Raw genomic sequence first — 22,912 nt, forward strand, 5'->3', positions numbered from 1 at the left:
GTTACCTCCTATCCTATTTTTCTATGAAATATAACATCCTTTTTTTCTGTACTTTTATGAAGCAGTTTCTGCATGACTGGTCCGCTTATTAATGTAGTAATAACTGCCATAGTTATTAATGCCACAAAAATTTCTTCGTTAATAAAGTGGTATTCGAAAGCAACCGATGCTAAAATAATTTCCATTGCCCCCCGCACGTTCATAGCAAATGCCACAATTAAAGAATTTATAAAAGAAATCCTGCAAATCCTTGCACCAATAAAAGCTCCGCTTACTTTACCTATACAAGCTACAGATAAAACTATAATTATCAAGAACCAATTTAAGTTAGAAATAAAATTTATCTTAAGACCCACTGAGACAAAATAAATTGGCACAAAAAAACTATTGGTAAACTTTCTTATGCTATCGAATCCTTCTACAGACTTTGGATCTAATCTGAGAGTGAAAACGGATCCTATTAAAAATGCTCCAAACATAGCATTAATACCTAAAAACTGGCTGATTGCAGATGCAAATAGTATTAACATAACCAGGGCTGCTGTGCAATGACTCTTTGTCGGAAAAACTTTTATAAAACCTGACAGTCTTTCAGGCTTGCTTATATAATAAACAACACCAATAAGCAGAATGAAGCACAAAATCAATCCAATCGTACAGCTCATGCTTTTGGAAACACATAAATCAGAATTCATATCTCTTAAAATAAGGGAAAACAGAACCCAGCCTAAAAAGTCATTAATAGTCGCTGCTGACAAGATCAAATTACCTAATTTGGTATTTAATAGTTCCAAATGCATTAATATCCTTGCAATCACCGGAAGGGCTGATATGGAAACGGCTATACCTATGAAAAGAGTAAGCTTGTCCCTGTTTATTAGTTGTAGACCCCATATATCTGGAAAAATTCTTACAACTCCAATCCCCATAAAAAAAGGGATTAGTATACTAAACAGGCTAATAGTAACTACATTTCTTATCTGTTTTTTTAATAAAACCAGATTCATCTCCAGTCCCACGGTAAACAGGAAAAAAATTTGTCCCAATTTGATAATTGTTTCTAACCCAATGGAGCATTTACTACTGGATAAAAATAAATAACTGTAGCAGAAAGGGAAAATGCTGCCTAAAATTGTGGGACCCAATATAATTCCTCCAAGAAGCTCACCCACTACAGTTGGAAAACCCAGCTTGTCCGTTATTTTTGTACACGTCAGTGCAGTAAGAATCATTATGCAAATCTGCAAGCAAAGTCTTATAATATTGCTCTCATTCAAAATAGTTCACCTGTTAAAGTCCTTTCTGCAGGAATACTCATATAAGCTTCTTCACAGAAGCCCAAATAAGTCCCAGTTTATTTACAATACCTTTCTCTGCAACAAAAAGACTAATTATCAATAAGATACCACCTAAATAAGCTTTCACAGTTAAGCTTTCACCCAGAAACAGGTTAGCTGCAACAGCATTATATGCTGGTTCAAAAGCAAAGATAATTCCAACATATTCAGGGGTCGTATATTGCTGTGCTTTCATTTGAACGATAAACGCGCAGGCAGTATTTAAAATTCCATATGCTAGCAACGCCTCCCAGGCAATCTGGGTTTGAGGAAATTCCAGATGACCCGTAAAAGCAGTAACGATGAAAGACAATAAAGCAACCACGCCAATCTGAATGATACCTATTGCAATGGCATCAACCTTTTCAATGACTTTATCCGTATACATAATTTGAAAAGCAATAAAAAGGGCGCATAAGAGGCATAGGGCATCACCAGTATTTAAGCTCATACCAGCGCTGAAGGTCAGTAATGCTACACCAACCACTGCCATAATGCAGCTGACAATTATATTTAATTCAGGTTTCTGCTTAAATAAAACAAAAGAAATAATGGGAATCATTATAACAGATAAACTAACTAAAAAACCCGCATTTGATGCAGATGTCTTATATCCTCCAAATGTTGCACCCAGATAAGCAACAAATAAAATGAGACCAATTATGATTCCGTGTTTTATTGTTTCAAAATCCAGATTTCTGAATTTCTTAATAAACACAACAAATGGAATGATAAAACCAATTCCGAAACGTAATGTCATTAAGCTCATTTCATTTATTTCTTCTGCGCATACCTTTAGCCAAACAAAAGAAAATCCCCATATAAAGACAATTATCATTAGCGACAGATTTGCTATTCCCTTTTTTCCAATCATTTAATTGCCTCCTCTATCTTATTGAATAAACTAATTTACCATCAATAAATGTACTCACTACGTTACTTCTTGCATCCATTGGGTCCCCGTCAAAAACCAGGATATCCGCATCCTTTCCCAGAGACAAACTTCCCACTTTATGGTCAATGCCTGCTATCTCTGCAGGGTAAATGGTAACCGCCTTTAATGCTTCTTTTTCTGGCAATCCATATCGGGAAGCAACGATAGCGCTTAAAAGCAAAAAGTTTACAGGCATACATGGGTGATCACTCATAATAGCAAATTTCAAACCGGCATCATAGAAAGCTTTAGGAGTAAAAACAGACTGGTTTTTAAGCTCATCTTTTCCTCTGGCTATTAATAAGGGACCAACAACAATGGGAACTTCAGCATCTTTTAACTGCTGGGCAACCCGAAGTCCTTCTGTGCAATGTTCCAATGAAATAGCAATATTAAATTCTTTAGCTATTCGCAGGGCTGTACATATGTCATCTGATCTATGTGCATGAATTTTCAAAGGTAACTTCTTATCCATTACTGAAAGCAAGCTTTCTAAACGAAAATCATATAAAGTGTCATCCTTTTCTTTCTTTTTTTTATATATCTTGGTTTCTATTAAAGTCTGCCTTAGTAAGGCTGCAATACCCATCCTGGTAGCTGGTGCTTTATCCTTAGCTCTGTACATATTTTTAGTGTTTTCTCCAAGAGCGGCTTTAACGGCTACAGTCTTTTTTATAATCATCTGATCAACACAATCCCCAGGTGAAGTCTTAATTGCAGTACATTGTCCTCCTATGACGTTGGCACTTCCAGGGCAGACAACCACAGATGTCACTCCGGAACTTCTGGCGTCCTCAAAGCCTCTGTCAAAGATATTGATGGCATCTAAAACATGTAGCTGTGGCTGTATTGCTCCACAAATTTCATTTGAGTCACTGTTGCTTTTCGAAGCAGAATCGTTTATCATTCCCAAATGAGTGTGACAGTCTACAAGACCAGGCAGCAGATACTTCCCTTTTACATCAATTGTATTGACAACATCATAATCATATTCCTTCATATCGCCAATATTCATAATTTTTCCATTCTCTACAATAATGAAACCATCTTTAAAGTCTTCACCATCCATCGTTAAAATATGACCATTTACAATTGAATTCATTACATTACACCTTCCCTTTACACTTCTACGAACATAATAATTTTCCAATCGTTTCAGCGGGGTTAATACCAGTTGCATCATATAATCCTCGGAAAAGTGGACAGATGTTAACTTCCAGAACATTGTACCCTTCATCACTGTCAATGATATCTACCCCTGCCACGTCTGCATCGATTGCTTTTGCTGCCTGAATAGCTAACTCTGCAAGTTCGCAATTCATTTTCATTTTCCGTGCAGTTCCTCCGTTACAAATGTTTGTCTTCCAGTTATTTTCTGAGGCTTCCCTGCGTATGCTCCCAATCACCTCGTTTCCAACAACAAAAACCCTGTAATCAAAATAGCCTTTTTCGTCTTTTTTATGTATAAACTCCTGTATATAAAATGGTACATTACAATTTGACAAAACTGTAATGATTTCAACAGCTTCTTCAAAACAACAGGCTCTGCTGACTCCCTCTCCTCTGCCCCCGGATATAGGCTTAAAAACGATTGGATATTTAAAATCTTTGATCTGATCAATAATATCCTTAGCATGGTTCGTGTATGAACATATGGTCTTGGGATGGCGAATATTCATCTTTGCTAAAAGCATACTTGTATACCACTTGTTTTGCCCATATTGAATAGCCCGAGAATTATTTATAACCTTTTCCCCTCGTAGCTCCAAATCTTTTAAAATAATAAGCCCACTTTGAAGAACTGGCCTTTCAACCCGCCCAAGAATGGACTTATACCTTGCTTCCTTCTGATATATCTCTTCCAGATTCAATATAGTCTTTCTTGGATCAATAAGGTCTGCTTCATACCCGTTCCGCTCTATTGATGCCAGTATCTGACCCATTTCCCAATGATCATAATTCATGCTGACGATTCCAATTTTCCTGCTCATTTATCTTTCACCTATCCTCTCATAACTGATTTGTGAGTCAATTTCCTCCACAATCTTTTCTGACAGAACCCTGATGTTTTCCACATAACCAGGAGAAAGTACCAGATAATTGTTATCTACCTTGAAATCCAGTTTGTCCATGCCTTCCTCACAATTCATTTTCCGAATGGCATACCTGTGTTTGCAGATTTGATCAGATACTACAATTAAATCCACTCCATTTTGTGCAATATTAGTGATAAGACTTTTCTCCTCGTTCTCACCCACAGGCATGCCCGATCTTCTACCCTCAATTCCTGCCATTACTCCATCGTATACCATCGTACGAATGTCAAAATAATATTGATTTGAATCACTTGATTGAAATTTGGCAGCTTCTATTTTCTGCTGCACGATATATCCACCCTCAACCAGAGAAATCTCATTAATCTTTCTATAAATTTCCTCTTTCTTCTCTTGGTATTTTATCAGGAGAAAACCTTTTCCCCCATAAAGACAGTTTGGTTTTACAATGCAATCTTCCTTCTTTTTTTGAAAAAAGAATATACAATCCAGAATTTCTTTTCTGCTAGTTGCCTTATAAGTTTCCGGCACACGCAGGATTGGGAAAGAGCTTTCCAGAGACCTGACGATATTTAAAATTTTAAACTTATCATTGGCAACATTTCTGACATACAGGTCATTTATTGTGTTTAAGGATAAATTTAATGGCGGAAAGCTGAAATTACGTCTGTAGATTAAATCCGGCTTCATGCCTGTGTCTTTTACCAAGAGTTGCCCATCATTAATAAGGAACTCTTCCGGTGTATATATTTCTGCAGAAAACCCATTATCATTCAAGAGTGCTTTAATGTATTGGATTTCATTTTCTATACCACTCTCTTGTCCCTTTTTTTTACAAATAATTGCTATATGCTTTCCTTCATTTATATTTCTTCTAAAGCAGGATAGAAAGATTTTGCTATGTTGCTTATTAAGGTCTGTTATTGTATTTCCAGATGCTCTGTCTCTTTCAACAATTTCTCTTTTTTTTTCTATAAAATATGGTGCAAATGTATTATCATTAACTTCAAGGAAGTTAAAAAAACCGTTCTGATCAATCATATAATCCACTGAAGCATATTTAAAAAAACGAATATACTTTTTCTCCATATTCTTTGTCTCCTTTTTTACAAAGTTAATATCCATTTGGCTGATAAACGTCCACACTTAAAGGGGTTCCCTTTTCTTTTTCGTTTATTAGAACCAGATCCATAGCAATATCTTCATTGTTTGTAAGATAAACTCTTGTTTTGTGATAGTAGTCTTTCATCTCTTTCAGGTACCGCCCCAGCATCATGTCCTTTACCTTATCATCATTATTTATGCTGATATATTTTGCATTCAGATTAAAAACGGATGCGGGCCTCCAAACTCTTGCAAATATGCCATTATCCTTGTTCTCAAATCCAGTCTGTGCCAGAGGACTGCCAAGTTTTAACACAAAAGAATGTCTCAGGGTAAGCATAGGTTTTACAAATCGGTTTTTCCCATTCTTTTCGATTAGTTTAATGGACATTGCCAGATCCTCAATACTTTCTGTTGGATAATTGTGAAACATAAGCGTTTTGCTGATGATTCCATTTGTTGCAGCCTGATGATAAATACGCTGAGCATCTCTGATATTTGTACCTTTACACATTGAATCCAGAACCTTCTGTGAACCTGTCTCCTGCCCCCATTCAACAGCTCTGCATCCTGACTTATACATCTGCCTGAAAATATCTGTATTATACCCTTCATCAAGCCTGCTCATTTGCATCCATCGGACATTTAAAGATCGTTTGAGGATTTCTGCAGCTATTTGCTGATCATATTCTGGGGAAATGGCTTCATCTACAAATATAAATAAGTTGGTATTGTATTTTTGTGATTGTTTCTCCATCTCGTCAATTACTTTGGATACTTCTTTCTGTCTAAACTTTAATCCATAGGAATTCCAGTGCATGCAAAACTGACATTTTGACCATTCACAACCTTTAGAAGTCAGTAATTGAATAGCAGGTGTCAGATATAAATCCATAGGGAATCCTTCGTAATCAGCTTCATCCCATTCCTCGGAACATTGTTCAAATAACTCATTTATCTTGATTCCCTCTCTGGTTCTGTAAATCAAAGCAGGAATGTCTGTATAGTCCTGATCCTCTGTCTTAAGTTTATTGATGAGTTTTCCAATTGTATACTCCCCTTCTGCATAGGAAGCAAAATCAATAGCCTTATTTTCTTCCAGATACTTGTCTTTATTTAGAGAAACATCTGATCCCCCCACAAGAATATATCCATCATATTTTTCTCTGAGTTTCTCCATAAACCACAAGCTGAAGGTTCTTTGAACTTCCATAATTGATATTCCTACCATGAAAGGAGAATTAAATATAATTTTATCAATAATTACTTTATATTTATTTTTTAGGTATTCTTCCACCTGATTTTTTTCAAAAAAACTGCAATAATAAACAGTTGTTTTAAAATATAATTTTAATTCTCCACTGATTGAAAAAATCAATTGACAAATATCAGCTTCCTTATGCTCTTTAAAAAAATCAAAATTTCGTTGCTGCATTTTCTCTTTTATTTTCTCCACACTAAAAAAACCATACTTTTTCTTTACATCCCGAAGAAGAGTGTAAAATGCTTTTAAGGTGAGATAAGTTTCCCTGTTATTGAAATTTGTACTCAAAAAAATTGGAATAATAGTCTCATATAGCTGACTTAAGTTGTATTTTGTAAGCAGTTCGTTTTGAAAAACCATATTGTAGTCATGTTGTTTTACCGTGTATCCGTGTTTTTTTAAGTTTGAAGTTAAAACCGGTAAACTCAAGGAAGGTCGGTCAATAGCACGTACTGGCAGGGATAATAATTCAATATCTAATTTTTCCATTAAATAATCCTCCTCTTTTACACTACTTAATTTTACATTGGCAGTTCCATAAGATTTTTTGCACTGCATGTTTTCACGTTGAGAAGCCCGCATCCGGTACAACACCTAACCTGCTCACAGCTGATACAATCATTGTCCTTATGGAAGGTTTCTTCAAAGCCTGCATAATAGCAGAAAGTGTTTTGATCATTCTTTACTTTAAATTCATATACTCCTGCACCACAACTATTTAAAATGACACAGGAAGCCCCCCTTAGGCTGCTGTATTCTTTCTCCTTCAGCAGAAATGTAACTAATCCACACATCACATCTAAAATATCAAATATATTTTCATTCTCATGAATATGCTCAACAAGCTTTCGTTTTTCTTCACTACTCAGTTCTAATCGTGGATGTACCTGAATAATTGGTCTTTTTACATCATCAGCAGTATTATAGGTATATAACAATCTTCCTAATAGCAGAATATCCTCCAGGTAGGAAATATCCTCCTCAAGAAGCAGAATTGCATTTACATCCAGATAATGCTTCATACATATTTTTTCCTTCTCATATATAAGCTTTGCATTTTGTCTCAGGGAATCAACATTCCCCTTTCTCTCAAGATGCTTCTCCGTTAAGGTGATAAAGATTTTAATACCTGGTCTATACAAATCTACATCCTGGATGACTCCTGCTAATCGTTCATTTAAATACGAATATGGTATAAATACAGAGATTAATGGATAACTTTTTTCATAACCCACCTTCATTAGCTGCAGTTCTTTTATTAGTTCCGTCAGATTCTCCTCCAGCCTGTCGTATTCCTCCTTTATGACCAGCTTAATCTGCAAGACGGAGCACTCAATTGGACTGCCTAAAAGTTTCCTGATCTGGGCTATAGTTTTACTTACTGATAGCTCCTGATCCACTTCTATCCAAAAACGCTTAGACAGGCTGCATTCCGCATTTATAAACTTCACATTACTCATTATCATTTCTCCCCTCTTTCAAATCACATAACAATAAATCAAACGTTACATTTTCATTAAATGCTATAAAAATACGGTGTGTATCACAATATTTTTTCATTCTTTTCAAATAAACCCCAATTATCTGCTTTTTTTCAATATCAGAGTTATTTCTTGTGAGATACTTTGCATTAATACTGTATTCTGAATTTGGATACCATACCTTATCAAAGTACTTTAGCTGGCCATTCTCCTGAAACACCTGATCATAAAGGGGTGACCCTACCTGCAGAACCAGTTGTTGTTTCAGCGTCAGCATTGGTATTGCAAAACCACAATGAACATTTTTCTCAACAAAACAGATAGTTTTTATTACATCTTCAACGGATTCACCAGGATAATTATGCCATGTCAATATTTTGTTTTTAATACCAGCAAGAGCTGCATAAATAAGTATTTCCTGCGCTTTAGCCACGGTGATTCCCTTGTTCATTTTTTCAAGTACTTTATCAGAGGCCGATTCCAGTCCCCATTCTATTACCCGTGCACCTCCTTTATAAAATTGTTCTAATGTCTCCCGATCAAACTCATCATCCAGTCTGCCAAATGCCATCCATAAAAAGGGCAGCTTTTCTTCCTGAATGATTTTGGATATTTCAACACCCTGATGCCTGGTCATTGTTTCATCTGCAAAATGAAAAATTTTAATTTTATATTTCGCATACATAAATTTCATTTCAGCCACAATATCCCGTGCATTCCTTTTGTTATAGTCTTCTTTGAAAGAAGTTCTGTGAGCGCAGAAACTGCACTTTTTCCACGGGCAGTTTGTAGATCCCATGATAGGAAATACAGGTGCAAGATACTTGTCCAAAGGAAGCCCGTCATAATCAGGAAAAGAAAAGGAATAATTATCTGCCAGATATTTTTGATTTTTATTTGAAATAATTTTCCCAGATGAATCTCTATAAACTAGACGAGGTATATTTTCTAAACTATCCTTGCCTTTTAATGACTTAACCAATTGAAGTAAAGCTTCTTCGCCTTCACCAGAAATAACAAAATCAATATACTGATTATTTTTTAGAAATAATTCCTGAAATTTTGTTGGCTGAGAACCTCCGAATACAATGCTTCCTGTAAATTTAAATGTGGACTTTATTTCATTTGACAGCCATAAGGAGAAACTGTTCTGTGTAGTAATAACAGAAAAGCCTATGATTAGTGGATTAATTGTAATGATACGGGTAATTTCTTGTGTTATTAGATTTTGCAACTTTTTACTGAATATAAATTGTGAAGATGTGTTAAAGATATAAGGAACGATTGAAAACAAGAAATCAAGATGTTTAGATATCCGAAATATTATTTTAGCGTCTTCCATAAAGCTTTCATCAAGCAGTTTTTTATTTCTCCTTGCCTGTAAATCTTTTTTTACTTTTTCTAATTTTTTAAACCCATTTTCCTGCCTGACATTACTTAATAATTGGTAAAACTCTCTTACTTGAATGTAATCATCTTTACAATGAAAATTTTCCATCAGCAGCAGCGGTAATGTTTCCGTATACAGTTCCCAAAGATAAGGTTCAGTCAGTACTTCATCTTTAATCAATAGATTTAGATCCGTCTGTATGACATCCACATGATGTGCTCTGAGAAATCCAGTTAATTGTGGTAATGCTAACGCAGGATAATCGATTACTTTACTGCAGCAGGAAAGCAATAAAATGTCTGTATTTTTTTTCAAATTTTATACACTCCTTTCTCTTTAAAAAAACAGATTACACTTCCTATAACTTTTCTTCTCAACAATAAAGATGTCTTTATGTACAAAACGATTTATATTTTTTTTAAAGAATACTGTAAAACTTCAATCTATTACGTCTAAATCCCTGTAAATATGCCTGTATTCTTCAAGCGCCCTGTGTAGGCGTGATTTTACCGTACTAACTTTTAAATCCAGATTCTGAGATATTTCCCGTGGTTTTATATTCATCACATATCTCATCCATATTAATCGTTGGGATTCCGCTTCTAATGTGCGGAAGGCTCGTATGACCAAATCATATTCGTATTTTAATATGACAAAATCCAGCGTATCTCTGGAAGTACCTATAAATTCGGTATTTTTCCCATAATCATCGCTATACAGTTTGCAGGTGCAGCTTCGTTGTGCTTTGCGATAGTATTGCATTGCAACACTATATGCAATTTTTCTTATCCATGGTTCAGCACTTTCAATATTTTTTAGCTGTTTCATTTTTTCTAATACAATAAACCATGTTTCCTGCTCTAAATCGTCCACCAGCCATGAATCGCCTGTAATTTTATATAAGTATTTGTGAATCATACTTGTATGAATAGAGAAACTATTCAGGAATAATTCGTTTCTTGTTTCAATACTTTCTACCATTTTGTATATCCCTCCTAACAACACAAAATCCTTATCATCACAAAGAAGACATTAATCTTCTATTTCTTTATTATGTAGATGCAATAAATTAGAAATCGTTGCAAAAAAATATATTTTTACAATAATTTGTGACTTTTTTGATGCATTTTGACGACGAACCCCAAATAATCATATTACTTTTTTAAAAGAAATTTTAAAAATATTTCTACACAGCAAAATACCCCTTTCACATACTGCACGGTACGTGAAAGGGGTATTCCGGTTATTCTATTTTATTTTGTGATTTCTACTATTCCATGGATTTTTTTACCTCATCCATAAGCTTCTGCATCTGTGGCAGTGCTCCAGTGATTGTATCATAGGATACACAGTAAGCCATTCTTACATAGCCAGGGCATGCAAAAGAACTTCCCGGCACAATCAGGACCCTCTGCTCTTTAGCCATCTCACAGAACTCTGCTTCATCCTCAATAGGTGATTTAACAAACAAGTAAAAAGCACCTTCCGGTTTGATGCACTCATAGCCCATTTGGATCAGTCCGTTATATAAGGTTTCCCGGTTCTTGTTGTAAACATTTACATCCACAGAAGAATTAATGCATCTTGCAACCGCCCTTTGCATGATTGATGGCGCATTTACATACCCAAGGATTCTATTTGCTGTGGTTGCAGCACTTACTATGTTTTCAAAATCAGAAAGTTCATCTGGCATAACCAGATATCCAATTCTTTCTCCTGGGAGAGACAGGGATTTACTGTAAGAATATCCTACGATGGTATTCTTATAGTATTTGGTAATATAGGGAACTACTGCCCGTCGTAAGCCAGTTCTCTATAAGGTTCATCTGCAATCAGATAAATATCTGTTCCAAATTCTTTTTCTTTCGAAGTTAAAATGCCAGCAATTTTCTTTATAGTGTCTTCTGAATAAATCACTCCGGTGGGATTGTTTGGGGAGTTAATGATGATTGCTTTAGTCTTTGGTGTAATGTTTTCTTCCAGCTTATTTAAATCCGGCTGGAAGGTAGGGATATTGGGTGGAATAACTACAAGTTCTGCACCATAATTTGCCGCATAGCTTCTATATTCGCCAAAATAAGGGGCAAAGGTAATCACTTCATCTTGAGGATCAATGAGAGTCTTCAGGGTTACATTCAGGCCTCCTGCAGCTCCCACAGTCATCAATATATTTTTTTCAGTGAATTGTGTCCCATGAAGTTTATTTAAATGTTGCGCTATAGTATTCCTTACATCTTCATAACCGGCATTATTCATGTACCCATGAACAAATGTGGGTTCTTCAGACTCCAAAATATCAATCAGAGACTGCTTTATTTCATCAGGTGGTTCCACATTGGGATTTCCCAAACTAAAATCATATACATTTTCCTTTCCATATATCTTAGCCAGCCTGGCCCCTTCTTCAAACATCGCCCTGATAGCAGAACTTCCCTTTACATATCCTTCCATACTCTTTGCAATCATTTCTTATAACCTCCTTTTACGGGTGCACATATTCTTTAGCCTCTTCCTGCCCGTTAACAAGTCTTAAGGCTCCTAAAGCCAACGCTTCCATTTCAAATTCTCCCGGAACTACTTCCACAGGGGCAATAAATTTCACTCTTTCTGATATCAGATGAATTAACTCTTTAGAATAAGCCATACCGCCTGTTAATATAATGCAGTCATAGTTTCCACAAAGAACAGCCGACAATTTTCCTATTGCCTTAGCAATCTGATAGGCCTGTGCCTGAAACAGAAGTTCTGCCTGCTGATTTTCATCAGCAATCATATCCATAACATCTCTTAAATCCTGAGTTCCCAAATAAGCTTTCAGGCCTCCATTGCCCCTTAATTTTTTTATCATTTGTTTTTTTGTATATTTACCGGAATAACATAAATCTACCATATAAAGCATGGGGATGCTCCCGGCTCTTTCCGGTGCAAAAGGGCCTTCATCATCTCGTATACAATCAACTATTTTCCCTTTGTGATGTACACTCAGGCTGATGCCTCCCCCCAGATGCGCCGCTATAATATTCATGTCTTCATATTTTTTGCCATACTTTTCTGCTATTTTCTTTGATACAGCTCTCATGTTCAGCACATGGCATATACTTTGTTTTCTGACTTCCGGCAAGCCTGTTATCTTGGCAACTTCTTCTAATTCATCAGAAGTGACAGAATCATAAATATATGCAGGAATACCTAAAGGCAATGCAATATCATGAGCAAGCAGAGCTCCCAGGTTTGAAGCGTGAGGGGAAGCAAGCCCTTCATGGAAAGTATCCAGCATGGCTTTATTCACTACATAGCCCCCAGCTTTCATATTTGGCAGCATACCACCTCTTCCAACTATGGCAGCCAGATTACTTACATCTATATTCTCTTCCTTAAGCACAGACATTATTAAATTTTTTCTGAATTCAAACTGATCCAGAACATCATCAAATACCTCCAGCTCTTTAGCTGTATGGGATATTGACTTTTCAAATACTTTAATTTCATCTTCATACAAAGCAATTTTAGTGGATGTTGATCCCGGGTTAATAGCTAAAATTCTGTAACTCATACTCTTCTTCCTCCTTTTTACTCGGACGCCGCAGCTGCCAATACGATGGAAAAATACTTTTCTTCCGAACTGGCGCCTCTGGATACGAGGACAATAGGAACTTTTGCTCCTACAATAATCCCTGCCATTCTGGCTCCTGCGCTGTAAATCAGTGACTTAGCCAGAATGTTGCCGGTTGTCATGTCAGGTGTCAGAAGAATATCAGTATCCTCTGTTACAGGGCTTTCATACCCCTTTATTTTTGCGGCTTCTTTGCTTATCATTAAATCGTAAGAAATCGGTCCTTCAACGATGCAACCCTTTAGGGTCCCTTCCTGATTCATCTTTTTCAGGTCTGCTGCATCAACCGATTCCCTGAACTTAGGATTTACTGTTTCCGTTGCTGTAAGTACTGCAACCTTTGGTGTTTCGTACCCTAATTTTTTCAATACACTTACTGCATTTTCGGTGATTTTCACTTTCTGCTGCAAGTCCGGATAAGGAACCATACCTCCGTCTGTAATAACAATCAGCTTATGAAAGCCGGGTACTTCAAACACGCCCACATGAGACAGGACTTCAGATTCCTTTACTCCATGCTCTGTATTCACTACCTGTTTCAGCAAATCCGCTGTCTGGATTTTACCTTTCATGATAAATTCTGCTTTTCTTTTGTGAACCATTTCAACTGCCAGCCAGGCAGCTTCCATATCATCCTTTATATCAATAATTTCTGCTTCCAGAAAAGAAAAACCTTCTTTTTTAATAATGCTTTGAATTCTGGTCTTATCCCCAATTAAAACTGGCATTATAATTCCATTTTCGTAAGCCCTATTAATTCCTTCCAATGTATGCTCATCATGAGCAGCCACTACCACTACTTTTCTCTTTTGAGGATTCTTCTGAACAATTTGAATTAACTCATCAAAATTTTTCATTAAATCATCTCCTCAAATTCAAATGCTGAAAAACTCTTTACCATCTAAATGTTCTATATAGAGTTTTTCCAATTTTTTAAAGATTATAGCCTGTATCAAAGGCTTTTAGATTCAGTTCTTCAAAACCTTTTTTTACATTATTTTGAATAGCCTTCTTCCAATCTACTCCTTCTACATTCATTGCTTTTACTAATGCTCCCAGTAAAACAATATTCATAGCTTTACTGTTTCCAAGGTTCTCTGCAATTTCAGCAGCCTTTATAACCAGAACAGCAACATTTTCAGACAGTTCTTCTAAAATCCCCTGAGGATACTCTGCCTGGCCCATTAAAATAGGTACAGAAGGAATTTCAAAGTCATTTATTACCATCTTTCCGTCTTTTCTCAGATATTCAATCCACCTCAGTGCTTCCATTTTTTCAAAGGCTACGATAACATCAGCTTCACCTTTTCCAACGATAGGTGAGTATACTTTTTTTCCATATCGGATTTGTGTACTTACATTTCCGCCTCGCTGTGACATTCCGTGAATTTCTGACATTTTTACATCATATCCGGCTTCAACCAGACCCTCTGACAGGATTTTGCTGGCTAAAATAGTGCCCTGTCCGCCAACACCTACTAATAGAATATTTTTCACTTCACTCATGCCTATACCTCCTCAATTGCGTTAAATGGACAAACCTGTTTGCAGACAGCACAGCCTGTGCAGGATACCTTATCGATTTCAATGTTATCCCCTGAATGGATAGCAGGACATCCAACCCCTACACACAACTTACATTTTTTGCACTTATCCTGATTAATTGAACATTTTTTTGGAGATAAATCAAATTCCTTTTTATCCTGCGGACTAAACTTCTTTAATATACACGGCCATTTTGTAATAATAACTGTAGGTTCATCCTTAGCCATGGCTTCATCCAGAGCTTTATTTACTTCATCAAGTTTATTTGGATTTACGATATAAATATTTTCTTCTTTCATACCAATAGCCTGACAAAGTTTTGGAATGTCTACTTCTTCCGTTCCTTCGCCCATGAGAGTATATCCTGTACCAGGATTCTGCTGATGTCCTGTCATACCAGTGATACGATTATCCAATATAACAGAAGTATTACATCCTTTGTTATAAACTACATCCATCAGACTGTTAATGCCTGAATGGAAAAATGTTGAATCACCAATTACAGATACTACCTTTAAATCATGATTCCCTGTTTTCCTTAATGCCTGGGCAGCCCCATGTCCTGAGCTGATACTTCCCCCCATGCAGAAACAAGTATCAATAGCAGAAAGTGGAGGTGCGGAGCCTAGTGTATAACAGCCAATGTCTCCAGTGATCATTACATTCTTTTTCTTGCTCAACGCATAGAAGAAGCCTCGGTGAGGGCATCCTGCACAAAGGGTAGGTGGTCTTACAACAGCCTCCTGACTTACTTTAATACCTTCTTCTCTTTCACCAAAAACAGCTTTTCTGACGATATCAGGATTCAGCTCATCATATTCAGGTATCACTTCCTTGCCTATAAATTGGATTCCTGCCATCTTTAGGTGATTTTCTATGTATGGGTCCATTTCTTCTATGACATAAATCTTTTTTACCTTACCAGCAAATTGTTTAATAAGATCCATAGGCATAGGGAAAGTCATTCCTAATTTCAAATAGGAAACTTCGTCCCCGAAAACTTCTCTGGCATATTGATAAGAGACTCCTGAAGTAATAATACCAATTTCATCTCCGTTGTATTCCGGTTTGTTTATTTCTGCAGTATTTGCATAAGCTTCCATAGCTTTCAGCCTCTGCACCAGATTTTTTCTCATGACTTTTCCATTAGCAGGAGTTGCCACAAATTTCTTAATGTTTTTTTCGTATGGAATAACTGGCATTTCCACTCGATCACCCAGCTCAACCAGACCCTTGCTGTGACAGACTCTGGTAGTCATCCTCAGTAAAACTGGTGTATCAAATATTTCTGAAAGCTCAAGGCCTAATCGCATAAAATCTTTCGATTCCTGACTATCAGACGGTTCCAGCATCAAAACTCTTGCAGCTGCTGCATAGTTTCGATTATCCTGTTCATTTTGAGAACTGTGCATGCCCGGATCGTCTGCTGAGACTAATACGCATCCACCGGTCACTCCTGTATAAGCAAATGTAAACAACGGATCTGCAGCAACATTTACTCCAACATGCTTCATAGCCGCCATAGATCTGACTCCAGCAACAGAAGCTCCAATAGCTGCTTCCATGGCAACTTTTTCATTGGGAGCCCATTCGCAATAAATATCATCCTTATAGTTTACTATGTTTTCCAGTATTTCGGTACTTGGAGTTCCCGGATAAGCAGATGCAAAAACAAGTCCGCCCTCATAGGCTCCTCTTGCAACTGCTTCATTTCCTGTCATAATGGTTTTCATAATCAGCCTCCTTAAAAATTTGAAAGTTAAGTCTGCATAATTATAATCTAATTATAGCAAATCCTAAATTTTCTTATTATATAATATACGTTCTGATTTTCAAATACAACCCTACTCAAATAGTTGTGTGAAATTTTAGAAAAATGTATATTCAAACATATTTTTTTGTATTTTTGTGTGGTTATTCACAAAATATATATTTAAAAAAATTCCCCTCTCATGGATACTGACTAGTATATGAAAAGGGGTCTTTTTATTTAACTAATCGTCTTAAGCTTCAATGATACCCTTCAAATTAAATTGTTTTCCCTGAGTTATTTTCACATTAACAATCTGTCCTACCAGTTCTTCACTTCCCGGGAAGTTTACAAGTTTTCCCGATTCAGTCCTTCCTGCCAGGGTATCTTCACCCTTCTTACTGGTGCTTGGCCCTTCTACCAAAACCTTCTGAATAGTTCCTTCATAGGTTTTATTTATTTCCCCTGAGATCTCATTGATTCTTTCCAGAAGCCTGTTAAACCTGTCATGCTTCACTTCCTCCGGAACCTGTTCCTCATAATTCTCTGCGGGAGTTCCTTTTCGGATGGAGTAAATAAAAGTAAAAGCAGAATCGTATCTGACTTTTTCAATTAAATCCATGGTTTCCATGAAATCTTCTTCTGTTTCTCCAGGGAATCCCACAATTAAATCCGTGGTAATGGCCATGTCTGGTACGGCAGTTCTTAGTTTATCAATAAGCACTAAGTAATCTGCTTTAGTATATTTGCGGTTCATTCTCTTAAGTATGTTATCACTTCCTGCTTGTACCGGAAGATGTATGGAATTACAAAGCTTGTCACAATCTTTGAATGCCTGAATCAGTTTATCTGACAAATCTTTTGGATGAGAAGTCATAAACTTCATTCTTTCCAGGCCTTCTATTTCATTTAGAGCATAAATCAAATCAGCGAAGTCCATACCATTTTCTTCAGAAGCACAATATCCGTCCTCATATTTGCTTACCCCATAGGAGTTTACATTCTGACCAAGCAAGGTGATTTCTTTGGCTCCTGTTGCAACCAGTTCTTTTACCTCTTTAATGATTTCTTCAGGTCTTCTGCTTCTTTCCCTGCCTCTGGTGTATGGAACAATGCAATAAGTGCAGAAGTTGTTACATCCATACATGATATTAACTAATGCCTTAAAATCATAAAGCCTCTTAGCAGGCAAGCCCTCAACAATGGCTCCCCCATCCTGCCAGACGTCCACAATTTTCTTTCTTTCATTGATAACATTATCAAGTAACTGGGGAAACTGGTGGATATTGTGAGTTCCAAATACCAAGTCTACCCATGGATATTTACTTTTCACCTGGTCAATGATATGCTGCTGCTGCATCATGCATCCGCACACACAGGCAACAAACTCCGGGTTTGCTTCTTTTATCTTCTTCAATTGTCCTAATGTACCAAAAAATCTATTGTCTGCATTTTCTCTGACACTGCAGGTATTTATTATAACAATGTCCGCATTATTTTTTTCTTCTTCTGGTTCAAAACCTTTTTCATTCAGCATTCCAGCCATGGTTTCAGAGTCATGCTCATTCATCTGACAGCCGAAAGTGATGATGTGATATTTTCTCTTATTGTTATCTTTACTCAAAAGTAACTCCTCCAAAACGTTAATTATTGTATTATATCACTAAAAAGCATATATTTTCAAGTGGTGAGATTGTATACAATGGATTAACTTAATGAAATTGCCCTATTTAATTCTTTTTGTTAAAAGTGAAATAATCAGTCACTTTTTTACCTTGTTTTACATAGTATGTACTAAGAAACATAAGGAGGTGCTATTATGTGTCATCCTTGTTGCTGGTGGTGTTGTTTCTGCGGATGCAACTGTAATCGCTGCTGTAGATGCTGTTGCTGCAGGTGCCGTAGGTGCTGTTGCAGATGCTGCAGGTGCTGCAGATAGTATAGGCCAGGCAAATATAAATATAACGCCCACATAACTGTGGGCGATTTTTTATTTATTATTCATTTGACTTTCGGTTAAGAAAGTATTGGCTTATCAAAAAAAATACACCCCGAAATCAGATATTTTATCTAATCTGAGGTGTAGTTGATTAAAAGAGTATGCATGCTGCTATAATGTGCGGCTTCTGTCATTAACTTAAGTTAGTCACTTAATCAAATCAAACTTTAATTTCAATCCACTCTAATCATTTCCATAAACTTCTTTATGGGCTTTTGCTTTACACTGTTCAACATAAACATTGTAAGCCTGAAATGCATCATTATAAGAAGCATTGTTCATGTCTAATAAGTATTCACGCATAATTTTATTTTCATCATCAAGGCTGTATTTTTCATGGATGTACTGAATGGATAGTGTGTTATATTTAGCCTGTTTTTCTTCTGCTGTTTGCGGTGCATGAGTATCCTTAGACCATTCACCATTTTTGTAAATATCACCTATGCCAAAGCTATCAGATTGCTCTACTATAATGTACTGTTCACCTAACATATTAACTGCCATTTGCATGCTTTCAAAAACCGCTATGTTTTCACATATTTTTGTCTGTTTATCAATTAATGCTATATTCATACATACCTCCTACGCATAGTATCCGATAACTACAACACCTGAACCTCCTGTGCCACCAGCACCACCTAAAGCACTTGACACATTAGAATTTGATACTCCACCACCTCCACCAGCACCGCCTCCTGTAGTAGCAGTCCCGTTAGCCCCAGGTGAAGCAGGAGTATAGGCAGAGCCAGCACCGCCATTGCCAGCATTGGAGTTACCACCAAGACCACCAGTAGTACCCCCGTGACTACCGCCTCCGCCTCCGCCTCCACCAAAAACTCTTCCATAAAATGTTGGATAATCTTTCTGGGTATTTATTCCTGGATTTCTGTCTGAACTGCCACCACCTCCTGTAAAATTGGCAGAACTACCTCCGTTCGCACCTGGAAGTGAAGCGTTACTTGAGCCTACACCACCGCCTCCGTTTCCGTTTCCTCCGTTACCATTTGCATAGCCACCTTTTCCACCGTAAACGGTAAAATAGCCAAATGATGTATTGCCCCCATCACTGCCATTAGAGGCCATGTAACTTGAAAAACTACCGAAACCGCCAGGATTGCCGGCAGTTCCTCCAGCTCCAACCACAACATTAAAACTTTGACCTGGAGTAACTGGAATCTTTGGGAAGAAGTAGCATTCACCGCCGCCCCCACCTCCACCGGCTTGGCCATAGCTACCTCCACCTCCGCCTCCACCTCCGCCACACAAGAATACATCGATAACGTTAACTCCTGCAGGAACCGTATAAGTGCCTGATGATGCTAAAACTGTTAAGTCTTTTTGTATGTTTTTTATACGTTGCAGAGTTTTGTCTACACTAGCATCAGTTGAGGATATCCCATATAAGTTTCTAGTGGTTTCAGTGATATAAACATTTTCAGCCGATTTATTTGTTTTAATTTGGTTTTGTAAGTTCATATCCGTTTGACTACGTATCTGTTCCTCTGAAGTAATTCGTGTACTTAATGCTTCATCTGCATCTGTGCGCCTATCCGTTTCCCAGCTTAATGATTTATTTATCTGAGTAACATTCTCTTTATTTTCATTTATCGCTTCTGCAACTGTTTTAGAATCGGTACTAGACATTTGTATTTTAGTTGCATCCGTAATTGGAGTTCCTATGTACATTTTACTTAAATTTTTGTCATTTATTTTGATAGACATTTCTACCTCCTTCTTAATTTTCATTTATTCCAATAAAAATCAATCGTCTTACATTAATCCCAAATCAGATAGTTTCTTTTCAATAAGTGTAAGCTGTCCCATGGTAACCATCAATCTTTCTTCAGTTACTTCTGGTTCTGTAGAAGTTGCAGGAGTAATTATCACTGGCTCCATTTTCATACCAACTCTCAGGGAGTAGTTGTCATAGACATGCTCTGTTGGAGTTTCCACTGTCTTACCAGCTGTATCTGTAGTCATTGCAGTATCTTTTACTGTAATCTTCTTGGTTTTATCTGCATCTGCAAACAAACTATCTAATTGATCAAAAGGATAATCTCCCTTCTTGAAAACAAATTCAAGGCTGTCCCTGTTTGTTCCTTGGAAATATGTATTTTTTCCATTTATACATATAATATTTAACTCTGTATTATCATTTAATTTAATTGATTTACTCATAATTTAACACCTCTTCCTTATTAACTTAGCTTAATTGTCTTTATGTATATGGTTGATTGTGAATTTAATGCCGCATATGACTCAAAGCCTAAATAATATTGACCAGTAATTGCAGATATATCTAGTATCATAGTGATTGTTCGTACAGTAGTGTTGTCTGAGATGTATGCAAGTTTTACTGGGGTTATTTTTGCTATAGTAGTTCCGGCTCCCACATCTTTGCTATTTAACAAGGCAAATCCAAAGTCTGTACGGCCACTCTGAACAACTGCATCAAAAGTAACACTTAAAGAATTAAATGCTGTTACATCTACTTTATTTGCAGTGCCGATTTCAATTTCATTACCATCACTACCTGAACTATACCAGTTACTTACAAGCGTCATATATGAAGTATCTAATGCTAATGAGCCAACTTCACTATGGCGTACATAATACAGTCCCCAACCACCAGTTTTATCAATGTAGGTATTACCTGCATCATACAGCTCACCTGCCCATTTTTTAAACACTTTTCGATTAACTCCACCAACACTCCTATACTGCTCTTTTATTTCTCTATTTACACCACTAATGCCCCTAAATTGTTGTTTAATCTCACGGTTTACACCGCCTACACCTCTATATATTGTCATAGTTAATCACCTCACTATGCATATACTTGGTGCTGGCAGCCTTCAGCAAGAGCAGATGATGGGGCAGCGGTTGAAACTGTGATGTTATGCTCGCCATAAATTTTGTATTCACCTACACTGTATCTACCAACACGTATTAAATCATGCAAAGCAGTAGATGTAGGATTTATTAGCATATATCCATAATCAATTTCCGAAAGATAGTTTCTAAACAATGCTTGGCGATTAGCATTAAAGAATTGAGTAATTTGAGTAGTAATAATATCTTTTACGCTTAAACCACCAATCAATGTTCCCCCAGTTATAGGTAGTGGTGAATGTGGAACCCATGTAATTACTGAATTAGCTAGTCCATTATCGCCAACGAAATAACCAAGTTCTAAAGCACTTATATTTACAACGCTTGCAGCACCATTCTTCTTACGTTTCCACGAGCCATCCGTATCTAAATATGCATTTACTACAATACGAACTCCATCAATAGTACGACATATAGTAGCACCATCAAATTCTATCTGTTCTGATTCAGTCTTTCCCACTGGTATTCCCGGAGTCTTTAATACTCCTGTCATCTGCACGCTGCCATCTTTTTTTAGTAACGAGCTTTCTATCCCAGCAATCGACTTTGCATTCTGACTTGCTTTGGTATCTACAGCATCTATGGCCTTTTCAACATTTTTTTCTGCTGTAAGCCCCAGCTTAGCTGATAGAGTTTCACTGATAGCCACATTACCTGCACTGGAATCATATGAGTCGACAATCCCATAGAGTTTATTGGCATCCACTGTTCCCGCTTTCTGCATGTCCTTATATTGGTTTTCCGTCACTACGGTTATTCCTGCACCATCGGCAGCTTCATTGATTGCCTGTACCAAAGTTTCTTTATGTTCTGTGGTAAGGGTCGTTAAATCTCCGATTTTTCCATTTAGTATTTTCCCCTGAGCTGCAGCTAGCGCTTTTTTTGAATCATCTGAGAACAAACTGTTCACTGGCAGTATTTGCTCGTCTATGACATCCATGTTTTTATTGAGAACGTTTATATCTGCAAGCTCATTTTCAGCAGGCTTTACTAAATTATAATTTTTTGTATTAGTTGCCATTAAATCACCTCTCTTGTTTTCAATGCTTCCCAAGTTCCTTTTTTTATCTGTGACCAGGCTGCCGCTTTTACTTCGCCCCAGGTTGTGTAGGTATATTCTAAGCTATACGTCATATGGGCAGGCTTTATTGCATCGATAGTACTTTTAAATGTCTGCACATTCTTAGGAATGCCCCTTACACTTACAAATTTAACAACGAAGGAATAATTCGCATTATCTTCAATCACTTCAATTTCAGCATTTGTATAAGCCTTAGCAGTATTTTTAATCATCTCAATGGTACAGTTTCCTGTCCCCCGCAACTTGGATTTTATAAATTCTCTGCGCTCATCATAAGGTTTGGAAAAGTCTGTGTTGATATTCAGTTCCTTTTCCCATGCCTCTAGCCCCCAGGTTGCTGTATCAATAAACATCTGATCCTGTAAATCTGAAATGGCGTTATTATTGGTATTTAATTCATTTTCATAGACCTTTAACAAGGAAGAAAATATTTTACTTTTACCATAATAACCTGGTAGATATTTCAAT

The 22,912-nt window shown here is 36.8% G+C and carries 23 protein-coding genes; 1 reads left to right on the forward strand and 22 read right to left on the reverse strand.

Features of this window, described 5'->3' with window-relative positions; all coding sequences use genetic code 11:
• Nucleotides 1-8 precede the first annotated feature (8 nt).
• The 16 genes from Ami3637_RS02760 to miaB all read right to left on the reverse strand — a co-directional run bounded on the left by Ami3637_RS02760 (nucleotide 9) and on the right by miaB (nucleotide 18,096).
• Complete coding sequence (locus Ami3637_RS02760) at nucleotides 9-1,277, reverse strand: cation:proton antiporter (protein ID WP_162361214.1); 1,269 nt, start codon at nucleotides 1,275-1,277, stop codon at nucleotides 9-11.
• A 37-nt stretch (nucleotides 1,278-1,314) separates the two neighbouring features.
• A complete protein-coding gene (locus tag Ami3637_RS02765) occupies nucleotides 1,315-2,211 on the reverse strand; it encodes a DMT family transporter (protein WP_162361215.1) in 897 nt (298 codons plus the stop codon).
• Between the two features lie 13 nt (nucleotides 2,212-2,224).
• Nucleotides 2,225-3,373, reverse strand: a complete 1,149-nt coding sequence (locus Ami3637_RS02770) for an amidohydrolase (RefSeq protein WP_162361216.1) — start codon at nucleotides 3,371-3,373, stop codon at nucleotides 2,225-2,227.
• 25 nt (nucleotides 3,374-3,398) lie between these two features.
• A complete protein-coding gene (locus Ami3637_RS02775) occupies nucleotides 3,399-4,262 on the reverse strand; it encodes an ATP-grasp domain-containing protein (protein ID WP_162361217.1) in 864 nt (287 codons plus the stop codon).
• Entirely contained in the window at nucleotides 4,263-5,414 is a 1,152-nt protein-coding gene (locus tag Ami3637_RS02780; RefSeq protein ID WP_162361218.1) for a hypothetical protein, read from the reverse strand.
• Between the two features lie 25 nt (nucleotides 5,415-5,439).
• Nucleotides 5,440-7,182, reverse strand: coding sequence for a B12-binding domain-containing radical SAM protein (locus Ami3637_RS02785; RefSeq protein WP_162361219.1), 1,743 nt, complete (start codon nucleotides 7,180-7,182; stop codon nucleotides 5,440-5,442).
• Nucleotides 7,183-7,214: 32 nt separating this feature from the next.
• Nucleotides 7,215-8,153 carry a hypothetical protein gene (locus Ami3637_RS02790; protein WP_162361220.1) on the reverse strand — a complete coding sequence of 313 codons (939 nt, stop codon included), beginning with the start codon at nucleotides 8,151-8,153 and terminating at the stop codon, nucleotides 7,215-7,217.
• Nucleotides 8,146-9,879 carry a B12-binding domain-containing radical SAM protein gene (locus Ami3637_RS02795; protein ID WP_162361221.1) on the reverse strand — a complete coding sequence of 578 codons (1,734 nt, stop codon included), beginning with the start codon at nucleotides 9,877-9,879 and terminating at the stop codon, nucleotides 8,146-8,148. The genes Ami3637_RS02790 and Ami3637_RS02795 overlap by 8 nt, the downstream gene beginning before the upstream one ends.
• A 123-nt stretch (nucleotides 9,880-10,002) precedes the next feature.
• Nucleotides 10,003-10,545, reverse strand: a complete 543-nt coding sequence (locus tag Ami3637_RS02800; protein ID WP_162361222.1) for an RNA polymerase sigma factor — start codon at nucleotides 10,543-10,545, stop codon at nucleotides 10,003-10,005.
• A 289-nt stretch (nucleotides 10,546-10,834) separates the two neighbouring features.
• Nucleotides 10,835-11,344 (reverse strand): aminotransferase class I/II-fold pyridoxal phosphate-dependent enzyme, encoded by a 510-nt coding sequence (locus Ami3637_RS18185; RefSeq protein WP_330586907.1) that lies wholly within the window; start codon nucleotides 11,342-11,344, stop codon nucleotides 10,835-10,837.
• 8 nt (nucleotides 11,345-11,352) lie between these two features.
• Nucleotides 11,353-12,030 carry an aminotransferase class I/II-fold pyridoxal phosphate-dependent enzyme gene (locus Ami3637_RS18190; RefSeq protein WP_330586789.1) on the reverse strand — a complete coding sequence of 226 codons (678 nt, stop codon included), beginning with the start codon at nucleotides 12,028-12,030 and terminating at the stop codon, nucleotides 11,353-11,355.
• Between the two features lie 16 nt (nucleotides 12,031-12,046).
• A complete protein-coding gene (gene buk, locus Ami3637_RS02810) occupies nucleotides 12,047-13,117 on the reverse strand; it encodes a butyrate kinase (protein WP_162361223.1) in 1,071 nt (356 codons plus the stop codon).
• Between the two features lie 17 nt (nucleotides 13,118-13,134).
• A complete protein-coding gene (locus Ami3637_RS02815) occupies nucleotides 13,135-14,034 on the reverse strand; it encodes a bifunctional enoyl-CoA hydratase/phosphate acetyltransferase (RefSeq protein ID WP_162361224.1) in 900 nt (299 codons plus the stop codon).
• Nucleotides 14,035-14,110: 76 nt separating this feature from the next.
• Nucleotides 14,111-14,683: an indolepyruvate oxidoreductase subunit beta gene (locus Ami3637_RS02820; RefSeq protein WP_162361225.1), complete on the reverse strand. Its 573-nt coding sequence runs from the start codon at nucleotides 14,681-14,683 to the stop codon at nucleotides 14,111-14,113.
• 2 nt (nucleotides 14,684-14,685) lie between these two features.
• Nucleotides 14,686-16,455 carry an indolepyruvate ferredoxin oxidoreductase subunit alpha gene (gene iorA, locus Ami3637_RS02825; RefSeq protein WP_162361226.1) on the reverse strand — a complete coding sequence of 590 codons (1,770 nt, stop codon included), beginning with the start codon at nucleotides 16,453-16,455 and terminating at the stop codon, nucleotides 14,686-14,688.
• A 270-nt stretch (nucleotides 16,456-16,725) separates the two neighbouring features.
• Complete coding sequence (miaB, locus tag Ami3637_RS02830) at nucleotides 16,726-18,096, reverse strand: tRNA (N6-isopentenyl adenosine(37)-C2)-methylthiotransferase MiaB (RefSeq protein ID WP_330586790.1); 1,371 nt, start codon at nucleotides 18,094-18,096, stop codon at nucleotides 16,726-16,728.
• A 151-nt stretch (nucleotides 18,097-18,247) separates the two neighbouring features.
• Here miaB and Ami3637_RS02835 point away from each other — a divergent pair, with 151 nt between their 5' ends.
• Complete coding sequence (locus Ami3637_RS02835; RefSeq protein WP_162361227.1) at nucleotides 18,248-18,448, forward strand: hypothetical protein; 201 nt, start codon at nucleotides 18,248-18,250, stop codon at nucleotides 18,446-18,448.
• Between the two features lie 206 nt (nucleotides 18,449-18,654).
• Here the strand turns inward: Ami3637_RS02835 and Ami3637_RS02840 are convergent, their stop codons facing one another.
• Genes Ami3637_RS02840 through Ami3637_RS02865 form a run of 6 tightly spaced genes read right to left on the reverse strand, consistent with a single transcriptional unit; the run spans nucleotide 18,655 to nucleotide 22,911 of the window.
• Nucleotides 18,655-19,044: a hypothetical protein gene (locus Ami3637_RS02840; protein WP_162361228.1), complete on the reverse strand. Its 390-nt coding sequence runs from the start codon at nucleotides 19,042-19,044 to the stop codon at nucleotides 18,655-18,657.
• Nucleotides 19,045-19,053: 9 nt separating this feature from the next.
• Nucleotides 19,054-20,193 (reverse strand): glycine-rich domain-containing protein, encoded by a 1,140-nt coding sequence (locus tag Ami3637_RS17055; RefSeq protein WP_202931081.1) that lies wholly within the window; start codon nucleotides 20,191-20,193, stop codon nucleotides 19,054-19,056.
• Nucleotides 20,194-20,241: 48 nt separating this feature from the next.
• Nucleotides 20,242-20,649 carry a hypothetical protein gene (locus tag Ami3637_RS02850; RefSeq protein WP_162361229.1) on the reverse strand — a complete coding sequence of 136 codons (408 nt, stop codon included), beginning with the start codon at nucleotides 20,647-20,649 and terminating at the stop codon, nucleotides 20,242-20,244.
• Between the two features lie 20 nt (nucleotides 20,650-20,669).
• Nucleotides 20,670-21,284, reverse strand: coding sequence for a hypothetical protein (locus Ami3637_RS02855; RefSeq protein WP_162361230.1), 615 nt, complete (start codon nucleotides 21,282-21,284; stop codon nucleotides 20,670-20,672).
• 14 nt (nucleotides 21,285-21,298) lie between these two features.
• Nucleotides 21,299-22,384 (reverse strand): hypothetical protein, encoded by a 1,086-nt coding sequence (locus Ami3637_RS02860; RefSeq protein WP_162361231.1) that lies wholly within the window; start codon nucleotides 22,382-22,384, stop codon nucleotides 21,299-21,301.
• On the reverse strand, nucleotides 22,384-22,911 hold the full coding sequence (locus Ami3637_RS02865; protein WP_162361232.1) for a YmfQ family protein: 528 nt from the start codon (nucleotides 22,909-22,911) through the stop codon (nucleotides 22,384-22,386). The genes Ami3637_RS02860 and Ami3637_RS02865 overlap by 1 nt, the downstream gene beginning before the upstream one ends.
• Nucleotide 22,912 lies beyond the last annotated feature (1 nt).

This window comes from Aminipila terrae (genome assembly GCF_010120715.1).
GTDB lineage: Bacteria > Bacillota > Clostridia > Peptostreptococcales > Anaerovoracaceae > Aminipila > Aminipila terrae.